This is a genomic window from Geomicrobium sp. JCM 19038, from assembly GCF_000698125.1.
In the GTDB taxonomy this organism is placed as follows: Bacteria; Bacillota; Bacilli; order Bacillales; family Marinococcaceae; genus Geomicrobium_A.
Window position 1 is genome coordinate 1 of the sequence record NZ_BAXA01000020.1, and the last position, 22,812, is coordinate 22,812.

Below are 22,812 nucleotides of genomic sequence, written 5' to 3' on the forward strand. Positions count from 1 at the left end.
GGTGCAAGAGAGCGGTAGCGCGGTGCAAGAGAGACGGTAGCGTGGTGCAAGAGCGAGGTAGCGCGGTGCAAGAGCACGATAGCACGCGGTGCAAGACAAAGGTAACGTAGCCAAAAAACCCGCTCCAAAGCTTTCACTTTGGAGCGGGCTCACCCGTACCGTACCTACAACTATGCTTCTGCTCGGGTTGCTGGTTGTTTTCGTTTTCGGATCCATTGGATTAGGAAGATCGTAACGAGAATGATGACTCCTACTGCATCGGTTAATAGTGCAGGGTGTAAGAAGAGTAAAGCGCCTCCAGCCATAAACAAGCGGGAGATGACATTCATCGAATGTAACAAATAGCCTTCAGCGGCGATGCCGAGCATTAAGACACCAATCGCAGCGGTAATGATGACGCCGATGGACTCTGTAAATGTTGTATCCATTAATAGCAATTCATTGTTGTAAACGAACATAAATGGCACGATAAAACCTGCAATCGCGAGTTTCATAGCCATAAAACCTGTTCGCATCGGACTGCCGCCTGATAAGCCGGCGGCAGCGAATGCGGCTAAAGCGACTGGTGGTGTGATGTTTGCAAAGATCCCGAAGTAGAACACAAACATATGTGCAACAATCGGTTCAATACCGAGTTGGACGAGAGCCGGTGCTGCCATTGTTGCGGTAATAATGTACGCTGGAATACTCGGCATCCCCATTCCAAGCACGATACACGCAACCATCGTAAACAATAGAGTTAAGAATAAGCTCTCTCCGCCGATGGAGACGATTGCATTTGCTAAGTTCAAGCCAAAGCCTGTAATGTTCGCGATCCCAACGATAATTCCGACGGTAGCGCAGGCAATGGCGACGCTAACGGTCGTACGCGCACCGTTTTCTAGCGCATCAATAAAGTCTTTGAAACTCATTCGTGTTGATTTTCTTAAAAAGCTAATCAGGATTGTAACGATAATGGTCCATGCTGCTGAGAAGATTACGGTCGTACCGGAAAAAAAGAGCATGTAAATCAAAAAAACAATCGGGAGTAGCAAATGACCGCGTTCTTTTAACACGTCTTTTATACTCGGTAATTCACTTTTAGGAATGCCTGACAAGTCTAGCTTCGTTGCTCGCAAATGAACTTGAGCAAGAATTCCTAAATAAAAGAGCAATGCTGGTAAAATCGCAATCAAGATAATGTCGGTATAAGGTACACCGAGCGTTTCTGCCATAATAAAAGCGGCGGCTCCCATAACTGGAGGTAAGATTTGTCCTCCGACAGAAGCTGAAGATTCTACAGCTCCAGCGAAATTACGGTTGTACCCAATCTTTTTCATGAGAGGGATTGTAAATGCGCCTGTTGTGACGACATTTGCTATAGCCGAACCATTTATACTTCCCAAAAATCCACTCGCAACAACGGAAACTTTTGCAGGTCCACCTTTTGCATGACCGGTGAGAGCGAGCGCTAAATCATTGAACAGTTGACCCATTCCAGATTTCGCTAGAAAAGCTCCAAACAAGATGAAGAGAATGATATACGTGGCTGATACTCCGATTGCCGTACCGAGGATTCCTTCAGTTGTTGTGAAAAGTTGATTAGAAATTGCATCCCAGCTGTACCCACGGTGACGAAAGATGCCAGGAAGATCTCGACCAAATAGAGCATACACAACAAAGATTGATGCGAGGATTGGTAAAGCCCAACCCGTTACCCTTCTGCCGGCCTCAAATACAAGAATGATGAGCAAAGTGCCAAATAGAACATCAAGAGTACTCGGCAACCCTCCACGCGTCACAATTTCAGTGTAATTTACAAATAGGTAGATCGTTGAAGGCACAGATAAAAGGCAAGTAGCATGTCATACCAAGGTAATCGATTGCGAGCTGCGCCTTTTGTAGCTGGGAACAATAGAAAGACGAGTACGAGAACGAATGAAACGTGTAGAGCGCGGTGCACAAGTACGTAAACGGGTGGTCCTGTAAATGCAGTAATGAGATGATATAGTGAAAAAGTCACCGCGATGATCGTAACGAGTAAAGTGATACGATTGTTTAAGAAGACCCGAAATCGAGATTCACTATCATACTTTTCTAGAAGCTCTTGTTGTTCTTGATCGAGTGCTTCTGTGTTTTTAGATTGGCTCATAATAGCCCCCTTTCATAAACGATGGTGTACGAGCAGTTCAATCGATTCATGATGAGGTAACTGCTGTGTATGAATCCACAAGTTTTCATTTACGTACCAAGTAAAAGTAGCATCGTGGGAATGAAACCACCGGTACGAATCAAAGGACTCATTCAGCTCGGATAAGACGATGTAACCGTCTTCAATACTTGTCGTACCGCGACCATACGGAGAGACGCCTGCACCAAATGATTGAAATTGTGTTTTGTTGAGTGTCAGTTTCCCTCGTTTGTTGATCGTAAAGTATTCTTCCCAAGGGGTTTTTTCTACTGAGTGAATCCATGAGAGTTTTAGTTCATCGTCTTCGCTTAGTTGTTGAATTGTGAACGTTTCTTTTGTTATCGCATGCCTGATCTCAATGAATAATGTTGTTTGTGCAGAACCGGCAAGGAGAATGCAGCAGAGTAGTAGCAAGAACGGCTTCATATGAGTTACTCATCTAGAAGTCCTTGCTCTTGAAAGTAACGTTCAGCTCCAGGATGAAGGGGGATGTTCACACCTTCTTGAAAATTCTCAATCTCAATGTCTGTAGCTGCTTCATGTGAACGTTGGATGGTTTCTAAATTGTCGTAGAAAAGGCTCGTTAATTCATAAACTTCGTCATCTGATAGTGAAGGATTAGGGACGAGTAAATTCGTAATAGATGGAGTTGAAATGTCTTCTTCATTGTCGTATGTTCCAGCTGGTACCTCGTCTTCGATAAAGAACGGGTACGTATCGTTTAAATAATTCATCGCGTCATCATCGATTGGCACGACTGTTACATCATGAGTACTTGCAAGATCCATCGCCGCGGAGTTAGGCACACCGCTCGTAACAAATGCCGCATCTAGCATGCCATTTCTCATCTGATCGATCGCTTCTCCGTAAGGTAAATAATCAGCAGAGATATCATCGTAGGTCATATCATGTGCTTCAAAAATCATTCTGGCATTCAGCTCTACACCTGAATTTGCATCCCCGACAGCGACACGTTTGCCTTCTAAGTCCTCAAACGATTCAATTCCAGAATCAGTCGTTGTAATGACTTGAACGACGTTTGGATATAACCCAGCAATGGCAACTAAGTTGTCTTGTGGATCTTCCCCTTCAAATGCACCAAATCCCTCGTACGCTTGTTCTACAGTATCGGCCATAACAATCGCAAGTTCAGCCTGATCACTCTGCAAAAGGTTCACATTTTCAACGGAAGCTCCTGTGGCTTGGACGGAAACGTCATGACCAGCATCACCATACACATTCGCCATAGCCCCGGCAATGGGATAATAAACACCTGATGTTCCTCCTGCTGCAATGGTTACAAATAAATCATCGCTGCTTTCTACCCCATCGCTAGAATCACTACAGGCACCCGCCACTAGTGCAAAACTAGTCAAAACACTTCCTAAGATGATTGTTTTTTTCATCTTGACTCCTCCTTCATACATCGATGGTTATGTATATGACGAGCCGTACAAACTATGAAAAACAAAAAAAGCTGCCTTTAAAAGGCAACTTTTGTAATGTGGTTTATTTAGTTGTTGAAATCGTCAGTAATTGCACCTTTGGCAGCAGACGATACTAGGGCAGAGTATTTTGCTAGGACACCTTTTTTGTAGCGAAGTTCAGGTGCTGTCCAGTTGTTAAGTCGAGCCTTAAGTTCTGACTCTTCGACTTCCATTTGAAGAAGTTGTTCATCACTATCAATCGTAATGATGTCTCCGTGTTGCAAGAGGCCAATCGGTCCACCGACTTGTGCTTCAGGAGCAGTATGTCCAATAACAAAACCGTGGGAACCTCCAGAGAAACGTCCGTCTGTGAGAAGGGCAACTTTACCGCCAAGTCCTTTTCCGACGAGCATGGCCGTAACCGAGAGCATTTCAGGCATTCCTGGTCCACCTTTAGGACCGACATAACGGATGACAAGAACGTCTCCTTCTTCAATTTCATTGTTCATAATGGCTTTCGTTGCAGCGTCTTCACTATCAAATACTTTCGCTGGTCCTTGGAATTTCGTTACTTGTAGACCAGACATTTTGGCAACTGCACCTTCTGGAGCGAGGTTACCACGAAGAACGACGAGTGGTCCGTCTTTTTTCTTCGGATTATCCATCGGTAAGATGACGTCTTGACCTTCGTGTAAATCTTCTGCTTCTTCAAGGTTTTCAGCAAGTGTTTTACCTGTGACGGTTAGGCAGTCACCGTGGAGAAGTCCTTCTTTAAGAAGCATCTTCATCACTGCAGGTACACCACCGACGTTGTTCAAGTCTTGCATAACGTAACGTCCGCTTGGCTTCAAGTCTGCAAGGTGAGGAACGCGGCGTCGAACAACTTCAAAGTCATCAATTGATAAATCAACACCAACCGCATGCGCCATCGCTGTTAAGTGTAAGAACGCGTTTGTTGAACCACCGAGTGCCATGACGACTGTGATCGCGTTTTCAAACGCTTCTTTCGTCATAATGTCACTTGGATAGATGTCCTTCTTGAGAAGTTCTATGACGGCTTCACCTGCGCGTGTACATTCTTCTTCTTTCGCTCCAGCAATGGCAGGAGTTGAAGATGAACCAGGAAGTGACATACCCATCGCTTCAACGGCTGATGCCATTGTGTTTGCTGTGTACATTCCTCCACAAGCACCAGCGCCTGGACATGCATGACATTCAACTTCATGCAATTCTTCATCTGTAATTTGACCGACTTGGTGTTGACCGACCGCTTCAAATGCTGAGACGATATCAAGATCTTTACCGTTTAACTTTCCAGGTTGAATCGTTCCACCGTACACGTACACAGAAGGAACATTTAAGCGACCCATTGCAATTAAACAAGCAGGCGTGTTTTATCACAACTACCAACTGCGACGAGCGCATCTAACCGTTCGGCGTTCATTACGGTTTCAATTGAATCAGCGATAATTTCACGGCTAGGGAGGGAGAAGAACATGCTTCATGTCCCATCCCGATGCATCAGAGACTGTAATTGTGTTGAAAATTAACGGTGCGCCTTCTTTAGAAGCACCTTCTTTAGCAGCAATTGCAAGCTTGTCCAGATGCATGTTACAAGGCGTTACTTCAGCCCATGCGCTTGCAACACCGATCATTGGTTTTTTGAAATCTTCATCTTCAAACCCTACAGCTCGAAGCATCGCACGGTTCGGTGCGCGGTTAGGGCTCTCACTAATCACGTGAGAACGGATGCGCAAATCTTTGTTATTTTCCATTTTCAAACAATCCCTTCTCCTGTAAAACCTAATTATAATTTCGCGAATAATGGCACTTATAACACGAATGTTCTTTTATTTTAGCTGAAAAGTGTCACTTTTTGTAGTACTTTACTGAAGAAAAGGCGTATTGACAGAAAATTAAATTTGTATACAATTATATTATAATACGTCACCAACTGAACTGAGGTGATTTTGCACTAAAAGGAGAATGGTTGTGAACAATTTATCGAAGCGTTTATCAGCAGCTGACGTCGCTTATGAGACGTTAAAAGAACGCATCATTGAGTTGCAGTATGAGCCGGCAGAACACCTTCTTGAAGATCAGTTGTCAAAAGACCTTCAAATTAGTCGTACACCTCTTAGACAAGCGTTGTATCGATTGGAACTTGAAGGCCTTGTGAACAAACAATCAAACGGAAGAATGTATGTTGCGCCTGTAACATTAGAAGAAGCAAGAGAGGTTTTTGTCGTACGAGAGCTAATGGAGAGTCTTATTGCAAAAGAAGCAGCGACCGAACTTACTCAAGATGATGTTTATGCACTTGAAGACACGATTGCTTTAATGAAGCGTGCAGCTGAGCTAAACCGTTCACAAGATTTCATGAAACATAGTGGTGACTTTCATGAGATTATCCAATCAAAGAGTACCAATCAAACAGCCAAGCGTTTTTTACAACAATTGGAGAACAAAGTCGAACGGTACCGAAGAATTAGTGGGTACAGTAATCCTGACTATGCACTCGAAACTCCATTAAACGAACACGTAAAAATTTTACGCTACCTAAAAGAGAAAAGTAGTGGAGAGGTAGAAGAGCTCATGCGTGCACATATTCGAAGAAGCTTGAAGACGATTGAAGAAACGATTGAACACTCATCTTCATATTCAACGTAAAAGAGGTGTAAGTATGAAAGATCAAACAGTAATCCCTGGTTTAGATGGAGTCATTGCGACAGAAACTGACGTGTCTTATTTAGACGTAGAACAAGAAGAAATTGTCATTAAAGGGTACGATTTAATCGAGCTTTCTGAAAAGATTACGTACATTGAACTCGCTCATTTACTCTTTGAAGGAACGTTACCGAATAAAGATGAAGAGGCGAAGTTTGAAAGCGCTTTAAAGAAAGAGTACGCATTGCCAGATGAATTTCTATCCATTTATAACAACTTGCCAAAAGACATGAATGCAATGGACGCATTGCGAACAGGAATTTCGGCACTTGGAAGTTTGATCCACTCTTAGAAGACCGCTCAACGAGCGCGAATCGAGAGAAGTCTCTTCGCCTTTTATCGAAAATACCAAATATTGTTGCGAATAGTTATCATAAGCTGACGGGGGCAACGCCTGTTGAGCCACGAGAAGATTTGCCGTTTAGTAGCAACTTCTTGTACATGATTACAGGTAAGGTTCCAACCGCACTTGAAGCAGAAATTTTTGATCAATCATTAATGGTGTATAGCGAGCATGAAATGCCGAACTCGACATTTACCGCACGTGTCATTGCGTCAACGCAAGCCGACATTTATGGTGCGTATACGGGCGCAGTCGCTTCACTTAAAGGAAGCTTGCACGGTGGGGCGAACGAAGCGGTTATGCATTTGCTTTTAGAAGGTAAAACCGTTGATGGCTTGGAGACGTTGCTCTTTGAGAAGCTAAAAAACAAAGAACGGATTATGGGGTTCGGACATCGCGTCTATATGAAGAAGATGGACCCTCGTGCAACGTTAATGAAAAAAGCGCTGAAGCGACTAGCCAAAGATCGTGGTAGAGAAGATCTCGTCGAGATGTGCCAGCGCGGTGAAGATATTTTACGAGAAGAGAAGGGTCTATACCCGAATCTCGACTACTATGCAGCACCGGTTTACTATTTATTGAACATTCCAATTCCACTTTATACACCTGTGTTTTTTGCAGCGAGAGCGGTCGGCTTAGGGGCTCATGTTATTGAGCAGCACGACAACAACCGTCTTTATCGTCCGAGAGTAAAATACACAGGTCCAAGAAACTTACATCCTTAGGAGGAACGAATATGAGTACAGATATTAAAGCAAATGAAAAACCACTCGTAGATGAATTGTTGTTACAAATTGCAGATTATGCAGTCAATGCAGAAATTTCAAGTGAGGAAGCACTAAAGACATCGAAGTTAGTTGTGATGGATTCGCTCGGCTGTGCATTTTTAGCTCTTCGTTATCCAGAGTGTACAAAGCACTTAGGTCCAATCGTACCGGGTACGGTCGTTCCAAACGGTGTGCGTGTACCTGGTACGCAGTTTGAATTAGATCCAGTACAAGGAGCATTCAACATTGGTACGCTCATTCGTTGGCTCGATTACAACGATACGTGGCTAGCAGCGGAGTGGGGGCACCCATCGGATAACCTTGGCGGTATTTTGTCCGTTGCCGATTACATTAGCCGTACACGCGTTGCAAAAGGTCAAGAACCATTGACGATGGAAGATGTATTAAAAGCTGCTGTAAAAGCACATGAAATCCAAGGTGTGCTTGCACTTGAAAACAGTATGAACCGTGAAGGTCTTGATCACGTCTTGTTCGTGAAAATTGCGTCGACAGCTGTTGTTACAGCAATGCTGGGCGGAACAGAAGCGCAAGTCGCAGACGCCGTTTCACAAGCGTGGATTGACAACTCAAGCTTACGTACGTATCGTCACGCACCAAATGCAGGCTCAAGAAAGTCTTGGGCAGCAGGGGATGCAACGAGTCGTGCTGTACGTTTAGGTCTCATGACGATGAAAGGCGAGATGGGCTATGCAAGTGCATTAACTGCACCGAAGTGGGGATTCCAAGACGTGCTGTTTGGTGGAAAGAACCTTACGCTCGGTCGTGAGTTCGGAAGTTATGTGATGGAGAACGTACTATTTAAAGTAACGTTCCCTGCAGAGTTCCATGCACAAACATCTGCTGAAGCAGCTGTCACGTTACACCCTGAAATCAAAGATCGTCTAGATGAAATTCAAGAAGTGAAAATTACGACTCATGAATCAGCGATTCGAATTATTGATAAAACAGGTCCTCTTCATAACCCAGCAGATCGTGATCATTCACTTCAGTACATTACGGCGATTGGACTTATCTACGGGGAATTAACGGCAGATCACTATGAAGATGACATTGCGAAGAATCCAGAGATTGATGCGTTGCGTGAAAAGATGTACACCGTTGAAAACGAACAATATACAAAAGATTACCTTGACCCGGATAAACGCTCAATTGCAAACGCTGTACAAGTGATCTTTAAAGATGGCAGTAAGACAGAAGAAGTAGCAGTTGAGTATCCAATCGGTCACCGTCGTCGTCGCGAAGAGAGTATCCCGTTACTTGAAGAGAAGTACAAAGATACGTTGTATACACGTTTCCCAAGTACACAAGCGGAAGAACTCGTAGCGTTATTTAATGATCCGAACTTTAACGACATTCCGGTTCACGAATTTATGGAAAAGTTCACAATATAGGAGGAGAACATGAGCTGGGTAGTAAACGAACAGAGCAGTCAACAGCAACTCGCAGAACGTTTCTTGAAACTCGTGAAAGAAGATTCGATTTTGCAAATTCCAGGTGCACATGATGGAATGAGTGCGCTAATGGCGAAGAAGTCAGGGTTTGAAGCACTTTATTTATCCGGTGCTGCCTATACGGCAAGCCAGGGGTTACCAGACGTCGGTTTCATTTATTCAAATGAAATTGCAGACCGGGCGAGAGAGCTTATTCGCGCAACGGATTTACCAGTGCTCGTAGACATTGACACGGGTTACGGTGGGGTTATTAATGTAGCAAGAGCAGCAAAGGAAATGCTTGAAGCAGGTGTTGCGGCCGTTCAAATTGAAGACCAGGCGTTACCGAAGAAGTGTGGTCATTTAAACGGGAAGCAACTCGTCTCAACAGAAGATATGACTGCGAAGATTAAAACGCTAAAAGAAATTGCACCATCACTTGTAGTTGTGGCAAGAACGGATGCAAAAGCGGTTGAAGGGCAAGAGGCAGCATTGAAACGAATTGAAGCCTATGTTGAAGCAGGCGCCGATGCCATCTTCCCAGAAGCTTTAATTAATGAAGAAGATTTTCAGTATTATGGAAGTAAAATCAATGTGCCATTGCTTGCGAACATGACGGAGTTTGGAAAAACACCTTATTATAGTGCAGTGAAATTTGAAGAACTCGGTTTCTCAATGGTGATCTATCCAGTCACTTCAATGCGAGTGGCAGCAAAAGCCTATGAGCGTGTTTTCCGTGAAATCCGTGAAAAGGGAACACAAAAAGATCATTTAGAGGAAATGCAAACGAGAGCAGATCTTTATGATACGATTCAATACTATGATTATGAGAATTTAGATGAGCAAATCGCCAAAACGGTTCTCCCGGTCGAAGGAAAAGAACAACGATAAGTTTGAGCCGAACAACCACTTCTCACGTTACGTGCGGAGTGGTTTTCTTATTTTTTCCTCTGAAAGACTGTTCATAATCTGTTATAATTATAGTGTTTGGCTCCTATGGAGTACAATGACATCACTGCAAGATGTACATTCGGAGGGAAAACGATGAGTAAGGATTATCGTGTATTACTATATTACAAGTATGTGGACATGCCTGATTACGAAGAGTATGCCGCAGAACATTTGCGTTTTTGTAAAGAAAATGAATTAAAAGGACGTATTATTGTTGCACCAGAAGGCATTAACGGTACGGTTTCAGGAACAGTTGAACAAACAGAACGTTACATGAACTACGTGAAACAAGACCCGAGGTTTGAAGACCTTTGGTTTAAAATAGACGAATCAGACGAGCACACATTTAAGAAAATGTTCGTTCGTCCGAAACAAGAATTGGTTACATGGCGCTTAGATGATGAGATTGATGACAATCCAAATAATCTCACTGGGCAGTATTTGAGTCCAAAAGAATTCCACGATGCGCTTTTAGATGAAGATACAATTGTAATTGATGGGCGTAACGATTACGAGTATGAAATTGGTCATTTTCGTAATGCAATTAAGCCAGGTGTTCAGTCTTCAAGAGAATTTCCTGAGTGGATTGATGAGAACTTAGAAGAATATAAAGATAAACGAGTGATCACGTACTGTACAGGCGGCGTTCGCTGTGAGAAGTTGACAGGTATTCTAATGAACAAAGGTTTCAAAGACGTTGCTCAACTTCACGGCGGTGTAGTGAACTACAGTCAAGACGAAGAAGTGCAAGGTCGTTTATGGGACGGTAAGCTGTACGTGTTTGATGAGCGGATTTCGATTCGAGCAAATCATACGGACGAAGATGTTGTGATTGCAACTTGCCATCATTGTGGCACGACGGAGGATCGTTACATTAACTGTAGCAATCCTGAGTGCAACCGCCAGTATGTATGTTGCACAGAATGCGAAGAAAAGCATGAAGCGGCATGTACGACAGAATGTCGTGAGCACCCGCGTAATCGCTGGCCGAACATTAAAGAAACGTATGCAGACAAGAAGGCTCAATAAGGGGAGACTAGCTGAATGGACGTTTTTGAGGCAATTCAAACACGTAGAAGCATAGGCAAAGTAGATCCACATGAGATGGTTGATAAAGAAACATTAGAAAAAGTGCTTGAAGCAGGCAATTGGGCTCCGTCTCATTATAAGACAGAGCCGTGGAAGTTTTTCGTTCACACAGGTGAAGGGCGGCGAGCGCTTGGGCGAGTGCTTCGTGAGATTCAACGTGAGAAGATTGATGGTGAACCTGACGAAGAACAACTTGAGAAGCTAGACAAGACGGTCGAAAAGCCGTTTCGAGCACCAATCGTCATTACGATTGCTGTTGAACCGAGCGAGAAAGAAAAAGTGATTGAGATTGAAGAGTACGCAGCCGCTCATGCTGCTGCTCAGAACATGTTACTCGCAGCACATGCCCTCGGGTTAGGAGCGATTTGGCGTTCAGGTAAACCGATGTACCATGATAAAGTGCGAGAGTTTTATAACTTAACAGAGCGTGGTAATGTTGTTGGTTTCATTTATTTAGGATTTCCTGCAACAGCGAAAGACCGACTTGCAGAGCGCAATCCTCACGAAGCAAAAACGGTCTACATCCATGAAGATATTGATCGCATAAATGAGTAATTCAAGAAACGACCTTCCGGTCGTTTCTTTTTTGTGTGAGCTCATTCCATTGACAATCTAGAACACAATCGGCTAGCATTAAAACTAATCAGTTTTCATAAAACTAAAGAGTAATCTATAAATGTGAGGGTCGTCGTGAAAGATAAAATTATTGTAGAAGCGTTAAAACAGTTTTCTAGAGAAGGCTATTATGCGACGTCTGTACAGACGATTGCAGAGAACTGCGGTATTTCAAAAGCATCTTTGTATAAATATTTCTCATCAAAAGACGATCTACTTATGCAAGTGTTTGATTATAACTTGAAGCAAATGTTTATTCGAACGACTACGTATAAAGCTGATGAGTCCCTTTCTAAAAAGGAACAGCTTGTTGATAAAATTGTTCTTGAGCTTGACGTTGCAAAAGACCATCGACCGTTTGCTAATCTCGTTTTTCAAGCGATTCCTCAAAAGAAGACGAGCGAAATTATGATCATGGTTAAACGGACGAAAGCGTTATTGATGAACTGGCATTTTACGAGTTTGAGAGATGCATACGGTGAAGAAGTGAAAGACTACATTTGGGACCTTGTTGTTATGTTTCAAGGAACGCTTCGAGAATACTCACATTTGATGGTCGATGATCACAAGCCCCTTCATTCTAAGGAGGTGGCACAACAAGTCGTTGACATGATTGATTGTGTTGTCCAAAGAGGTGGGCATCTTTCCTCCCTCTTAACGAAGGAAGTTATGCACGATTACGAACAGTTTAGAGAAGAAGAAACTGTCGCTAGTATAGAAGAACAAGTGAGAGAATGTTGCGTACAAATTCGTTATCAAGTTGAACAAAAATGGACGCGTAAACAGAAACAACAAGTGTTTGCAGCCCTCGACCACTTTGAGAAAGAAGTGATGGCAAAAGAGCCAAAGCTTTACTTATTTGAAGCATTAGGTCGCTATTTAACGAGCGAAGTCCCGATTTCAACCGAACTTGATCGCTTGCGGAAACTGATTGAAATCAATGGGAACTCGCCGAATGATCACTTAGATGTTACTAAAGAAAAGAAGGAATAAGATGAGTACAACCACAAATGTAAGATCGATGGTCGCAATTTTACTTGCGGCCGCTTTTATGGCGATATTAAACCAAACGCTACTAACTACCGCATTGCCACACATCATGCGAGATTTTCAAATTAGTGCAGACCTTGGACAATGGGTGAATTCAGCGTTCATGCTCGTCAACGGTGTGATGATTCCAATCACTGCCTTTTTAATTGAAAAATACACAACTAGGCGACTGTTTTTCGTTGCAATGGGATTATTTGCGATCGGAACACTCGTCTGTGCGTTAGCGCCATCATTTTTAACGCTCATTGCTGGGCGTGTTATTCAAGCCGCAGGGGCAGGCATTATGATGCCTTTGATGCAAACCGTATTGCTATTAATTTTTCCGGTTGAACGACGTGGATCTGCGATGGGGATGGTAGGACTTGTCATTGCATTTGCTCCAGCGATCGGACCGACATTGTCTGGTTGGCTCGTTGAGAGTCACCATTGGTCGATTTTATTTTGGATTATCTTGCCACTTGCGTTGATTACAATCTTCGCCGCTTGGCTCAAACTCGAAAACGTTTCGACGTTAAATAATCCAAAGCTTGATATTACATCGATTATTTTATCGTCGTTCGGTTTTGGTGGAATTTTGTATGGGTTTAGTTCAGCGGGGGCATCAGGATGGTTGAATCCAGTCGTTCTTGTATCGATTGTCGTCGGAATCGTAACACTTGTTCTATTCATCGTGCGTCAATTGCGGTTAACACAACCGATTCTAGAGTTTCGAGTGTTTCAATATCCAATTTTCACATTGACGACGATTATCGGGATGATTGTATTTATGTCGATGATCGGTTCACAAACAATTCTTCCAGTGTATATGCAAGATATGCATGATTTCACTGCATTTGAAACAGGCCTAATGTTATTACCAGGTGCTGTATTAATGGGGATTATGTCACCAATTACAGGACGTATCTTTGATAAGATTGGTGCTCGAACTCTTTCGATTCTAGGTCTCTTTTTAGTAACAGCAACAACGTTTTTATTAACGCAGTTAACGACAGAAACGACCTTTCTTTATTTGACGATCGTGTCAACGATTCGCATGCTTGGGATTGCTCTTTGTATGATGCCAGTTACAACTGCAGGAATTAACGTACTGCCTAATCGTTTAATTCCTCACGGTACAGCGATGAACAATACGATGCGTCAAGTTGCTGGTGCTGTAGGAACGGCGTTGCTCGTAACAATTATGACTCAAGCAGCCATTTCACCGGCTGATGCGGGTTCTATGGAAGGTGCAGTTCGAGGAGTGAACATGGCGTTTTTATTCGCAGGAATTTTATCTTCTCTAGGCTTCCTACTTTCGTTTATGATTAAAAGAAAAAGCAGACCGTTAAGGATTCAATGAATAAGAAATAACAAAGTTTGGAGGTTGTAGATGGGTGAGAACACAAATTTAAAGAAAGCGCCGATTGTAACGGTTTTACTCATCGGTTCTTTCGTTGCCATATTAAATCAGACGCTCTTAACGACGGCTTTGCCTCATCTCATGACGGACCTATCCATTAATGAGAATGAAGCACAGTGGGTGACGACGGTCTTTATGCTCGTAAATGGGATTATGATTCCAATTACCGCTTTTCTAATAGAAAAGTTCTCAACGAGGAAGCTCTTTCTAACTGCAATGAGTTTGTTCGTGCTTGGAACACTCGTCTGTGCTTTATCTCCGTCTTTTGAAATGCTCATGTTAGGGCGGGTTATTCAAGCTTCAGGTGCAGGTATTATGATGCCACTCATGCAGACATCGTTTCTCTTGTTGTTTCCAATTGAAAAACGGGGAAGTGCGATGGGGCTAGCTGGTCTAGTGATTGCCTTTGCACCTGCCATTGGACCAACCCTTTCTGGTTGGCTCGTTGAACAATATCACTGGTCAATTCTCTTTTGGGTCGTCCTGCCGATTGGCGTACTCAATATGATACTCGCATACATATTCTTAAAGAATATCGCGACGCAACGAGAAGCAAAACTCGACATTCGGTCTATTGTCTACTCAACACTTGGATTTGGGGGATTGTTACTCGGATTCAGTAGTGCAGGGGACGGGGTATGGCTACAGGCTACGGTTTTAGTACCGATGATCATTGGGATTATCACGCTCGTTGCCTTTATTAGACGACAACTGCGTTTAAAACAACCGATCTTGGAGTTTCGAGTGTTTAAGTCGAGAATCTTCATGTTTTCTACGATGATTAGTGTGATTATCTTTTTATCGATGATTAGCACCGCCACAATTCTACCGATTTATATGCAAAATATGAACTCGTTTGATGCATTTGAATCGGGCTTGATACTGTTGCCTGGAGCTATTTTGATGGGGGTGATTTCGCCAGTTGCAGGAAGAATATTTGACCGAGTAGGTGTACGATATTTAGCAATTCCGGGTTTGTTCTTAATTTTTATTTCATCATTAATGTTCATTGATCTTGATGGTCAAACGTCTGCGCTATATCTAAGTATCGGTTATGCGATTCGTATGGTCGGTACGGGGATGGCGATGATGCCTGTGACGACGGCTGGAATAAATGATTTGCCACATGTATTGATCCCTCACGGCGCAGCGATGACAAACACGATGCGTCAAGTCGGGGCATCGATTGGTACGGCAATCTTCGTAACAATCATGACAACAGCAGCGGTGGATACCGTTGCGGATGAGACGAATGCACTTATTATTGGTGTTAACACGAGCTTTATCGTTGCATCAGTGCTTGCGTTGATCGGTTTTATTCTCACTTTGTTTTTACGCAGTAAACCACGGTCCAAGTAACTCGAACCGTGGTTTTTTGTATTAATTGAGTTTGCGGTAATTGCCTTCAAAGTAAACGAGTGGATCGATTTTTTCTGGGTCTTTAATGTTAAGGTTCGTAACCTCACCGATAAAGATCGTATGATCTCCTGCCTCTACTTTGTTGTACGTTGAACAAATGAGCTGAACCATTGCGTCTGGAATGACAGGTAGTCCGTCAAGGTCTGCAAAGGCGAAGTTTTCTTTGCCTGGTAACTGTTTTGAGAAGATTTTAGAGATATCTTCTTGTGATTGATCTAGAATGTTCACTGCAAATTTGTTCGCATCTTTTAGCTTTTGGAACATTGAAGCCCGGTGATCAACTGATACTGCAATTAACTTCGGTTCTAATGAAATGGACATGAATGCATTTGCAGTCATTCCATGAGTTTCAACACCATTTTCTGTCGTCACAACGGTAATTCCGGTCGTGAACTTTGCCATTGCACGACGGAAAAGATAATCATCCATATGTGCCACTCCTTTTTCTCTGTCGGGTAATCTATATCATTAACTTATGATAAAAAGTAAAAAAAGTACGATGCTAAGAGATGCATCTTATTAATTTTAGCAAGAGTTTTTGATTCTCGCTAACAATTCGCTCATATTCAAACTGAAGTTTGAAAAGAATGATTATTTAAGAAAGCGGTTTAAATCGAGTCTTTCGCTATATTCTAAGAGAAATCTAATGTATGATAAAACGAGGACATGTAAAGGAAAGGATGAAGGTCATGCCTAGCACAAAGTTAACATCATTTTTAAACAGTGGACTTAACGAACTTAAAGATAAAGGTCTGTACAATGTGATTCACCCACTAGAGGGTGCAAATGGACCGAAGATTCAACTTGAAGGTAAAGAGCTTATAAACTTGTCATCAAACAACTATTTAGGTCTTGCTACAGACGAACGTCTAAAGGAAGTTGCCAAAGATGCTGTCACAAAGTATGGTGTCGGTTCTGGGGCGGTTCGTACGATTAACGGTACGTTGCAGCTTCACGTTGAGCTTGAAGAGAAGCTTGCGAAGTTTAAGCATACAGAAGCAGCGATTGCCTATCAGTCTGGTTTTAACTGTAACATGGCTGCCATTTCAGCAGTTATGAACAAAAACGATGCAATTCTTTCAGATGAATTGAATCATGCTTCAATTATTGATGGATGTCGTTTATCAAAAGCGAAGATTATTCGTTACAACCACAGTGATATGGATGACCTTCGTCAAAAAGCAAGTGAAGCGGTAAAAGAATACGAGAAGGTTATGGTTATTACAGACGGTGTCTTCTCCATGGACGGCGACGTTGCAAAACTTCCTGAAATCGTAGACATTGCTGAAGAATTTGATCTAATTACGTATGTTGACGATGCACACGGTTCTGGTGTTTTAGGTGAAGGAAAAGGAACTGTAAAGCATTTTGGACTTTCAGATCGCGTGGACATGCAAATGGGTACGTTGTCGAAAGCGATTGGTGTTGTTGGTGGTTACGTTGCAGGAAGCCAAGCGCTCATCGATTGGCTAAAAGTCCAATCGCGTCCGTTTTTATTCTCAACTTCTCTAACGCCTGCTGATATCCGTGCAAGTATTGAAGCAATTGATATTTTGTCTGAGTCTAAAGAGCTTCAAGAACGACTTTGGGAGAATACAAAATATCTACAAGAAGGATTAAAGAAGCTAGGTTTTAGCGTTGGAGATACAGAGACACCAATTACGCCAGTAATTATTGGTGATGAGCAGAAAACTCAACAATTTAGTAAGCGTCTTATGGAAGAAGGCGTTTATGCAAAATCAATCGTATTCCCGACGGTTCCTCGTGGGACAGGGCGTGTAAGAAACATGCCAACAGCTGCTCACACGAAAGAAATGCTCGATGAAGCACTTTCTGTGTATGAGAAACTTGGAAAAGAACTAGACGTATAATAGCGGAACAACGTTTAAATAAAGGGGGAAGACAGCGCGATCGTTGTGCGCTGTCCAATGAGCATGAAACGGATTTTATTAACTGGGGCACTTGGTCAGATCGGCTCAGAGTTAACGACAACTCTGCAGCATAAATATGGCGTTGATAATGTCATTGCCACCGATATTCGATATAGTGATGGAGCATTTGGAGAGGGTGCGCGGTTTGAAACGTTAGACATTATGGATGGGAATCGCTTGAATGAACTTGTGAAGAACAACAACGTGGACACGATCATTCATCTTGCGGCAATGTTGTCTGCGAATGCTGAGCATCATCCACAACGTGCATGGGAAATTAACATGACAGGGCTAATGAACAGTTTAGAAGTTGCTCGTGAACACGATTGCAAGTTCTTTACTCCGAGCAGTATTGGTGCTTTTGGTCCTTCAACCATTAAACAAAGTACACCACAAGTTACTGTTCAACGCCCAACTTCAATGTATGGCGTAAGTAAAGTAGCAAGTGAACTGTTATGTGATTATTACTATACGAAGTATGGGCTTGATACACGTGGTCTGCGTTTTCCTGGGCTAATCTCTTATTTGACACCACCAGGTGGTGGGACGACAGATTATGCAGTGGACATTTATTATAAGGCTGTTGAAGAAGGAAGCTATACGTCGTTCTTAAGTGAGGGCACATACTTGGATATGATGTATATGCCAGATGCGATTCAAGCTACCGTAGATTTGCTTGAAGCGGATCCAAGTCAATTAAAGAATCGCAACGCTTACAATGTAACAGCGATGAGTATTGAACCGGAAATGATCGCTGCTGAAATTAAAAAGCATATTCCAGACTTTACGTTATCGTATGATGTTGATCCAGTACGCCAAGGAATTGCTGATAGTTGGCCAGATGCTATTGATCCAACGGCAGCAAAAGAAGAATTTGGATTTTCACCATCGTATGATTTAGAGAAGATGACGAAAGATATGCTTGAGAAAGTTCAAAAGTAATGAACGCAAAGAAACCGTAAGTGAGAGACGACGCTCGTTTCTCACTTACGGTTTTTCATTGTTTTCAATTACTTCATAGCCGTTATTATAGACATCAACAAAAGAAATAACTTCTTCAACGTACCAATCGGCGCGATTGTATGCAAACAATGCTTCTTCAATGTCACCATCATCTGCACCGTTCGATGATAAATACCTAGCGGCTGCAAAAATCGCATCTTCATGATTCCAAGGATCGGCGACGCCTTTATCACGCACGTCCATTCCATATCCGCCATGTTCAGCAATAAGGTCTGGGTCTGTTAATTCTTCATTTGGAATGGCACCTGCACCATTGCCTTCGCATGTTGGATGGCTCCATCCAAACCAAGTACAAGGCATGAATTGCATTGGGCCTTCAGCTCCAGCAGGTGAAATCATAGGGTCCATCGTTGAGAATCGTGTTTCCACTCTGTGGACGGCAGCAAGAAGTTCCCAAGGGATCTCGTATTCATCTGCAGCTTCTTGATAGATTGGCATATATTCAGCTGGAATTTCATTGTTTGCAATTCCTGAAAGTCGTCCATTTAAAAGCTTGTCCAGTTCATTTTCAGTAAACATAGAGCTAACAAGATAAAATGCTCCAATGCCGATTGCGGCAATGAAAAAAACACTTGCGAACAAGCAACCGAATAACTTTCGTTTCTTTTTCTGTTTCGCTTTGCCCATTAAAAATCCCTCACTTGCCTAACCATTTCGATGTCACTTATCCATCATAGCGTTAAAGTGAGAAGTTTGTCTATCGTTAGATTATTCATCGGTGACTTCTACTTCATGGACAGGCATCGAATGCATGCCACGCGCAGTTACGTGAGGTTGAATAGAGTAGGTAGTATCCTTTTCTTGAAATGAGAGTTCGGCTTCATAGATGCCATCGGCACTGTGTTTAGCTGGTATCATCGCACTGTTTTCTTTGTTTCCTTCTGTCCATACTTCAATGATCACTTCATTTGCATCTTCAACAGGTTCGTCTTCTTGTGTAACTTCCACTTGTAGCGTCCACTCTTCATCTAGTGTTGCAGTTGTATCATTTAGAACTTCAACGTTGATCGGCTCTGTTGAGAGCGTTAACTCTTGTTCTTCTTGACTTGAATTGCAAGCAGAGAGTAAGAAGCAGGCACCAACGAAAATGAGCATACGACGCTTCATAACATCACCTCATCGTTATCATATCTTATGATGTTCCAAAAAGAAAACCTAGCCTGATAACGTTCAAAAGACCGTCACGATTCTAGTTGAATGAATGTCTCTGTCGCCTGATCACAACGACTTTTCTACTTGTGTTTAGAATTATAAAAGTAGTTCTATTGTTTTGATTTATAGTGATGCGTGTTTACGTAGAAGTTTTGTCGGGTAGTTCTATACGTAAGGAGATGATAGCAATGGCAGCACCAGTATTTAAAGAATTTATGAATGACGATGAAGCAGTAAAAGCAGTAGACGAATTAAAGACTAAAGTCGATGAAGATAACATTTATATTTTGACACATGATGATGATCATACGAAGCGCGTTGCAAACCGTGCTGATGCAAACACGGTTGGTGCAAGTGAAACAGGCATCACGACTTCTGTAAAGAATGTTTTTCGCAAAAAAGGCGATGAACTACGTGCCAAGTTTGAAGAACTCGGCTTCTCAGAAACAGAGGCGAATAACCTTGAATCAGAACTCGATAAAGGTGCTGTAATTGTCGTTGTGAAAGATGCACCTGCAGGAATTTCACTTTAATAAAAAATCCCCCTTAACCGCTTATACATAGCGATCAGGGGGATTTTTAGGTTGCTTTACAAACAGCATTAATGAGCAAGTCTAGCTTTTTTTCCATGCGATGTAGCAAATAAAAAGCGACGACTGCAGCAAATCCATGGTTGAAAACAAGCGTTAACCATTCTTCCATAAGAACGTCCTTTCTTATGACGTTTGTTCAGGTTCAAATACAGTCTCAACAGTTCTTGTTACATACCTCGCGTCTACAATCGTTACTAAATCACCGCCAGTTGAAGTGAAAGCGTCTGCTTGGATGAGTTCATTCATGCTCGTTTCGACATCTTCTGCTGTAATTGTCGGAGATGGATCTGGAACGGCGATGGTTGTGATTCTTTCTTCTTGATTTCGAAAGCGTAATTCTAAAACAGTAGTCATCAATTATTCCTCCTTATTCCATGTTTTCTAATTGAAGTAGGTCGTAATCATTGCGACGAATAGCTCTACGAAGCGGGAAGTCGCTTAAGTTTGCAATCGCGCGTACCGAAGTAAAGACACGCTCATCTGTTGCAGTAGACTTGATGTTTTGAAATCGACGGCTTAGGAATACATCATTCCCTTCAAGATCGTACCCTTGCAAGAAACTGAGTTCGACAATAGTGTTTCCTGGTTGCATCTGATCACCTCCTTTCATTAGATAAGTCTTAAACAAATCCAAAAAAGGGGAGGCAGAATTATAGTTTTTTTGAAAAAACTTCATTATGATAAAGGATAGAGAAGAAAAGGGGAATGACAGGTGGGAAATCAACAGCAAGTTGTACTTGGGGTCATAGGTTCATTGTTAGCATACTTTATTTGGGGGTTATTGCCACTCTATTGGAAATTAACCGAAGAGGTTGGAGCTCTTGAAACATTAGCGCACCGTGTCGTTTGGGCTTTGTTATTTATGCTCATTTTGCTAATTATAACGAGACAACTACAAGCTACAACGAAAGAAATCCGCTTGATTTTTAAAAAGCGAAAAACGGCAATTGCCATTACAGCCGCTGCTGTATTCATATCAATCAATTGGTTCGTTTTTATTTTTGCAGTTAATAGTGATCGTGTTATTGAAGCGAGTCTAGGTTATTACATAAATCCATTAATGAATGTCTTGCTTGCGACTGTATTTCTAAAGGAGAAGTTGTCACGTAATGAAATAATCGCAGTTGCTTTTGCTTTTGTTGGGGTAGTCATTATGACTGTGTATTATGGGTATTTTCCTTGGGCAGCATTCGTGTTGGCGCTCAGCTTTTGCATTTATGGATTGATTAAAAAGCTCGTTCCAATTGGAGTTTTAACAGGCTTAACGATTGAAACGTTACTCGTCGCTCCATTTGCACTGATTTATTTGTTTTACGTGTATACATTTGGTGAAAGTACAGCTTCATATACGCAATCACCAACGCTGGCATTGGTTCTACTCGGCTCAGGTATTGCGACGGCGTTACCATTGCTTTTGTTTGCATATGGTGCAAAACGCATCACATTTTCTGTGATCGGCATCTTACAATACGTCGCTCCAACATTGATGCTCATTATCGGCGTCTTTATCTTTCAGGAACCGTTTAGTAGTGTTCAGTTCATGTCGTTTGTAATGATTTGGCTAGGTTTACTCATTTTTACAACAAGTCGTATGCAGTCGACGTTGCGGCTTCGTAAACAACATGCAGAAAGTTTATAGCATCAAAAAACGAAGAGTATTCGACTCTTCCGTTTTAGTTATTAGCTTGTTTTTTTGCGAGCCGCTTGTCGGTCAAATGAGATTTGAAAATCTGGGGAACTACTGTGGCCCTGGAACTTGCGTCGTGCAGCTTTTAGCTCTGCTTCTAAAGCATTGAAAATACGGTCGAGATGTTCCTCGGAGTAATCATAATTATTCCGGTTTGATAAATTTCCGATTAAACGGATTTTCTTTACAGTCTCTTCAGTACGTCTTTTCGCAATGCGTTCGAATTTGGAGAGTTTGTCTTCCATGGGCTTGTACCCCTTTCAATATCGTTTCCTTAATTCTAAATAATTCACAGGTAGAAATAAATTATAATTTGTAACTAATAATATGAATTTTTAATGTTTTTTTGTCGAATTCATGTAGATTTTACCGATTTAGCTAGTAATTGAAAGTAATTGGGTAAAAAGATCTAATGAAAAATAAAACAAAACGAGTGCACAACCAAACATAACGACACGCATCATTTGCTCATTGATCAGGTGCCTAGAAAAATGAACCGTAAATGCGATGTTTAAATTCCAAAGGATTACGCCTGTAATAATCAATGCGCTATAAAGAACAGCTTGAGTTAATGATGTATCAGTCATAAGCGTCGTTAATGTTGAGCCGAAAATACCGAACCAAAATACAAAATTTAACGGATTAAAAATTGCAATGGCAAACCCTGTCCAAAACGAAGAACGTGTCGATGTGCGTGTTTGTAATTGCTGAAGTACATTCCCTCTAAAGACGGTGAGTAACGTTGTCACTGATAAATAAACGAGTAACGATCCTCCGATAATAATAATTATTGCTTGGACGAATTTTTGTTCAATGAAATGAGACAGTCCAAAAAAAATAACAACGAGGAAAATTAAATCAGCGGTCATTGCGCCTAAGCCTACGAGCCATGAAGGTAAAAACCCACCACTAATGCCACGCTTAATCATTTCAATGTTAACCGGACCAACAGGTGCAGCTAAACTTACACCGAGTATCAGCATCTTAAATACAATGAATATTTCCATCGTTTGTCCAC

General features: G+C 42.1%; 24 protein-coding genes and 2 pseudogenes. 13 read left to right on the top strand and 13 right to left on the bottom strand.

From position 1 onward, the window contains the following. Nucleotides 1–170: 170 nt before the first annotated feature. The 5 genes and pseudogenes from JCM19038_RS18190 to ilvD all read right to left on the bottom strand — a co-directional run bounded on the left by JCM19038_RS18190 (nt 171) and on the right by ilvD (nt 5,372). Nucleotides 171–1,823 (bottom strand): TRAP transporter permease, encoded by a 1,653-nt coding sequence (locus JCM19038_RS18190; protein ID WP_307190066.1) that lies wholly within the window; start codon nt 1,821–1,823, stop codon nt 171–173. Next, the gene (locus tag JCM19038_RS25190; protein WP_307190067.1) at nt 1,796–2,131 is read right to left on the bottom strand and encodes a hypothetical protein; all 336 of its coding nucleotides are present in this window, start codon (nt 2,129–2,131) and stop codon (nt 1,796–1,798) included. The genes JCM19038_RS18190 and JCM19038_RS25190 overlap by 28 nt, the downstream gene beginning before the upstream one ends. Nucleotides 2,132–2,143: 12 nt before the next feature. Then, nucleotides 2,144–2,596, bottom strand: a complete 453-nt coding sequence (locus JCM19038_RS21370; protein ID WP_052361963.1) for a DUF1850 domain-containing protein — start codon at nt 2,594–2,596, stop codon at nt 2,144–2,146. 5 nt (nt 2,597–2,601) lie between these two features. After that, the gene (locus JCM19038_RS18200) at nt 2,602–3,576 is read right to left on the bottom strand and encodes a TAXI family TRAP transporter solute-binding subunit (protein ID WP_052361965.1); all 975 of its coding nucleotides are present in this window, start codon (nt 3,574–3,576) and stop codon (nt 2,602–2,604) included. Nucleotides 3,577–3,683: 107 nt separating this feature from the next. After that, nucleotides 3,684–5,372 (bottom strand): annotated as a pseudogene (ilvD, locus tag JCM19038_RS18205) (dihydroxy-acid dehydratase). A 217-nt stretch (nt 5,373–5,589) separates the two neighbouring features. Here ilvD and JCM19038_RS18210 point away from each other — a divergent pair. From JCM19038_RS18210 to JCM19038_RS18250, 9 genes and pseudogenes are all read left to right on the top strand, one after another. Then, nucleotides 5,590–6,267 carry a GntR family transcriptional regulator gene (locus JCM19038_RS18210; RefSeq protein ID WP_370543270.1) on the top strand — a complete coding sequence of 226 codons (678 nt, stop codon included), beginning with the start codon at nt 5,590–5,592 and terminating at the stop codon, nt 6,265–6,267. Nucleotides 6,268–6,280: 13 nt separating this feature from the next. After that, nucleotides 6,281–7,392: pseudogene (gene mmgD, locus JCM19038_RS18215) on the top strand (citrate synthase). Nucleotides 7,393–7,403: 11 nt separating this feature from the next. Beyond that, nucleotides 7,404–8,846 carry a bifunctional 2-methylcitrate dehydratase/aconitate hydratase gene (locus JCM19038_RS18220; RefSeq protein WP_042361265.1) on the top strand — a complete coding sequence of 481 codons (1,443 nt, stop codon included), beginning with the start codon at nt 7,404–7,406 and terminating at the stop codon, nt 8,844–8,846. Nucleotides 8,847–8,855: 9 nt separating this feature from the next. Beyond that, complete coding sequence (gene prpB, locus JCM19038_RS18225; RefSeq protein WP_042361267.1) at nt 8,856–9,776, top strand: methylisocitrate lyase; 921 nt, start codon at nt 8,856–8,858, stop codon at nt 9,774–9,776. 153 nt (nt 9,777–9,929) lie between these two features. Next, nucleotides 9,930–10,865, top strand: a complete 936-nt coding sequence (locus JCM19038_RS18230; RefSeq protein WP_042420688.1) for a rhodanese-related sulfurtransferase — start codon at nt 9,930–9,932, stop codon at nt 10,863–10,865. A gap of 15 nt (nt 10,866–10,880) precedes the next feature. Continuing rightward, on the top strand, nt 10,881–11,480 hold the full coding sequence (locus JCM19038_RS18235; RefSeq protein WP_042420689.1) for a nitroreductase: 600 nt from the start codon (nt 10,881–10,883) through the stop codon (nt 11,478–11,480). A gap of 135 nt (nt 11,481–11,615) precedes the next feature. Continuing rightward, complete coding sequence (locus tag JCM19038_RS18240; RefSeq protein ID WP_193745165.1) at nt 11,616–12,533, top strand: TetR family transcriptional regulator; 918 nt, start codon at nt 11,616–11,618, stop codon at nt 12,531–12,533. A 1-nt stretch (nt 12,534) separates the two neighbouring features. Beyond that, complete coding sequence (locus JCM19038_RS18245; protein WP_042420691.1) at nt 12,535–13,929, top strand: DHA2 family efflux MFS transporter permease subunit; 1,395 nt, start codon at nt 12,535–12,537, stop codon at nt 13,927–13,929. A gap of 30 nt (nt 13,930–13,959) precedes the next feature. Next, on the top strand, nt 13,960–15,348 hold the full coding sequence (locus JCM19038_RS18250; RefSeq protein ID WP_042420692.1) for an MDR family MFS transporter: 1,389 nt from the start codon (nt 13,960–13,962) through the stop codon (nt 15,346–15,348). Between the two features lie 21 nt (nt 15,349–15,369). Here the strand turns inward: JCM19038_RS18250 and JCM19038_RS18255 are convergent, their stop codons facing one another. Continuing rightward, nucleotides 15,370–15,837 carry a flavin reductase family protein gene (locus JCM19038_RS18255; protein ID WP_042420693.1) on the bottom strand — a complete coding sequence of 156 codons (468 nt, stop codon included), beginning with the start codon at nt 15,835–15,837 and terminating at the stop codon, nt 15,370–15,372. 260 nt (nt 15,838–16,097) lie between these two features. On the opposite strand from JCM19038_RS18255, the gene JCM19038_RS18260 reads away from it, so the two are divergent. Both JCM19038_RS18260 and JCM19038_RS18265 read left to right on the top strand, forming a co-directional pair. Continuing rightward, nucleotides 16,098–17,279 (top strand): glycine C-acetyltransferase, encoded by a 1,182-nt coding sequence (locus tag JCM19038_RS18260; RefSeq protein WP_042420695.1) that lies wholly within the window; start codon nt 16,098–16,100, stop codon nt 17,277–17,279. A 63-nt stretch (nt 17,280–17,342) separates the two neighbouring features. Beyond that, nucleotides 17,343–18,281: an NAD-dependent epimerase/dehydratase family protein gene (locus JCM19038_RS18265; protein ID WP_042361307.1), complete on the top strand. Its 939-nt coding sequence runs from the start codon at nt 17,343–17,345 to the stop codon at nt 18,279–18,281. A 45-nt stretch (nt 18,282–18,326) separates the two neighbouring features. Here JCM19038_RS18265 and JCM19038_RS18270 read toward each other — a convergent pair whose 3' ends face one another. Both JCM19038_RS18270 and JCM19038_RS18275 read right to left on the bottom strand, forming a co-directional pair. After that, entirely contained in the window at nt 18,327–18,989 is a 663-nt protein-coding gene (locus JCM19038_RS18270; protein WP_042420697.1) for a lytic transglycosylase domain-containing protein, read from the bottom strand. 81 nt (nt 18,990–19,070) lie between these two features. Next, entirely contained in the window at nt 19,071–19,469 is a 399-nt protein-coding gene (locus JCM19038_RS18275; protein WP_042420699.1) for a FixH family protein, read from the bottom strand. Nucleotides 19,470–19,702: 233 nt separating this feature from the next. On the opposite strand from JCM19038_RS18275, the gene JCM19038_RS18280 reads away from it, so the two are divergent. Next, on the top strand, nt 19,703–20,047 hold the full coding sequence (locus tag JCM19038_RS18280) for a general stress protein (RefSeq protein ID WP_042420702.1): 345 nt from the start codon (nt 19,703–19,705) through the stop codon (nt 20,045–20,047). Between the two features lie 46 nt (nt 20,048–20,093). Here JCM19038_RS18280 and JCM19038_RS22055 read toward each other — a convergent pair whose 3' ends face one another. The 3 genes from JCM19038_RS22055 to JCM19038_RS18290 are packed head-to-tail and all read right to left on the bottom strand — an operon-like array spanning nt 20,094 to nt 20,699. Further along, entirely contained in the window at nt 20,094–20,216 is a 123-nt protein-coding gene (locus JCM19038_RS22055; protein ID WP_081831896.1) for a YvrJ family protein, read from the bottom strand. A 14-nt stretch (nt 20,217–20,230) separates the two neighbouring features. Continuing rightward, a complete protein-coding gene (locus JCM19038_RS18285; protein ID WP_042420703.1) occupies nt 20,231–20,461 on the bottom strand; it encodes a DUF2922 domain-containing protein in 231 nt (76 codons plus the stop codon). Nucleotides 20,462–20,474: 13 nt separating this feature from the next. Beyond that, nucleotides 20,475–20,699 carry a DUF1659 domain-containing protein gene (locus JCM19038_RS18290; protein WP_042420704.1) on the bottom strand — a complete coding sequence of 75 codons (225 nt, stop codon included), beginning with the start codon at nt 20,697–20,699 and terminating at the stop codon, nt 20,475–20,477. 120 nt (nt 20,700–20,819) lie between these two features. On the opposite strand from JCM19038_RS18290, the gene rarD reads away from it, so the two are divergent. Further along, nucleotides 20,820–21,746 (top strand): EamA family transporter RarD, encoded by a 927-nt coding sequence (rarD, locus tag JCM19038_RS18295; protein ID WP_042420706.1) that lies wholly within the window; start codon nt 20,820–20,822, stop codon nt 21,744–21,746. A gap of 41 nt (nt 21,747–21,787) precedes the next feature. Here the strand turns inward: rarD and JCM19038_RS18300 are convergent, their stop codons facing one another. Beyond that, nucleotides 21,788–22,039: a hypothetical protein gene (locus JCM19038_RS18300; protein ID WP_042361281.1), complete on the bottom strand. Its 252-nt coding sequence runs from the start codon at nt 22,037–22,039 to the stop codon at nt 21,788–21,790. 129 nt (nt 22,040–22,168) lie between these two features. Then, nucleotides 22,169–22,801 (bottom strand): LysE family transporter, encoded by a 633-nt coding sequence (locus JCM19038_RS18305; protein WP_052361968.1) that lies wholly within the window; start codon nt 22,799–22,801, stop codon nt 22,169–22,171. Nucleotides 22,802–22,812 lie beyond the last annotated feature (11 nt).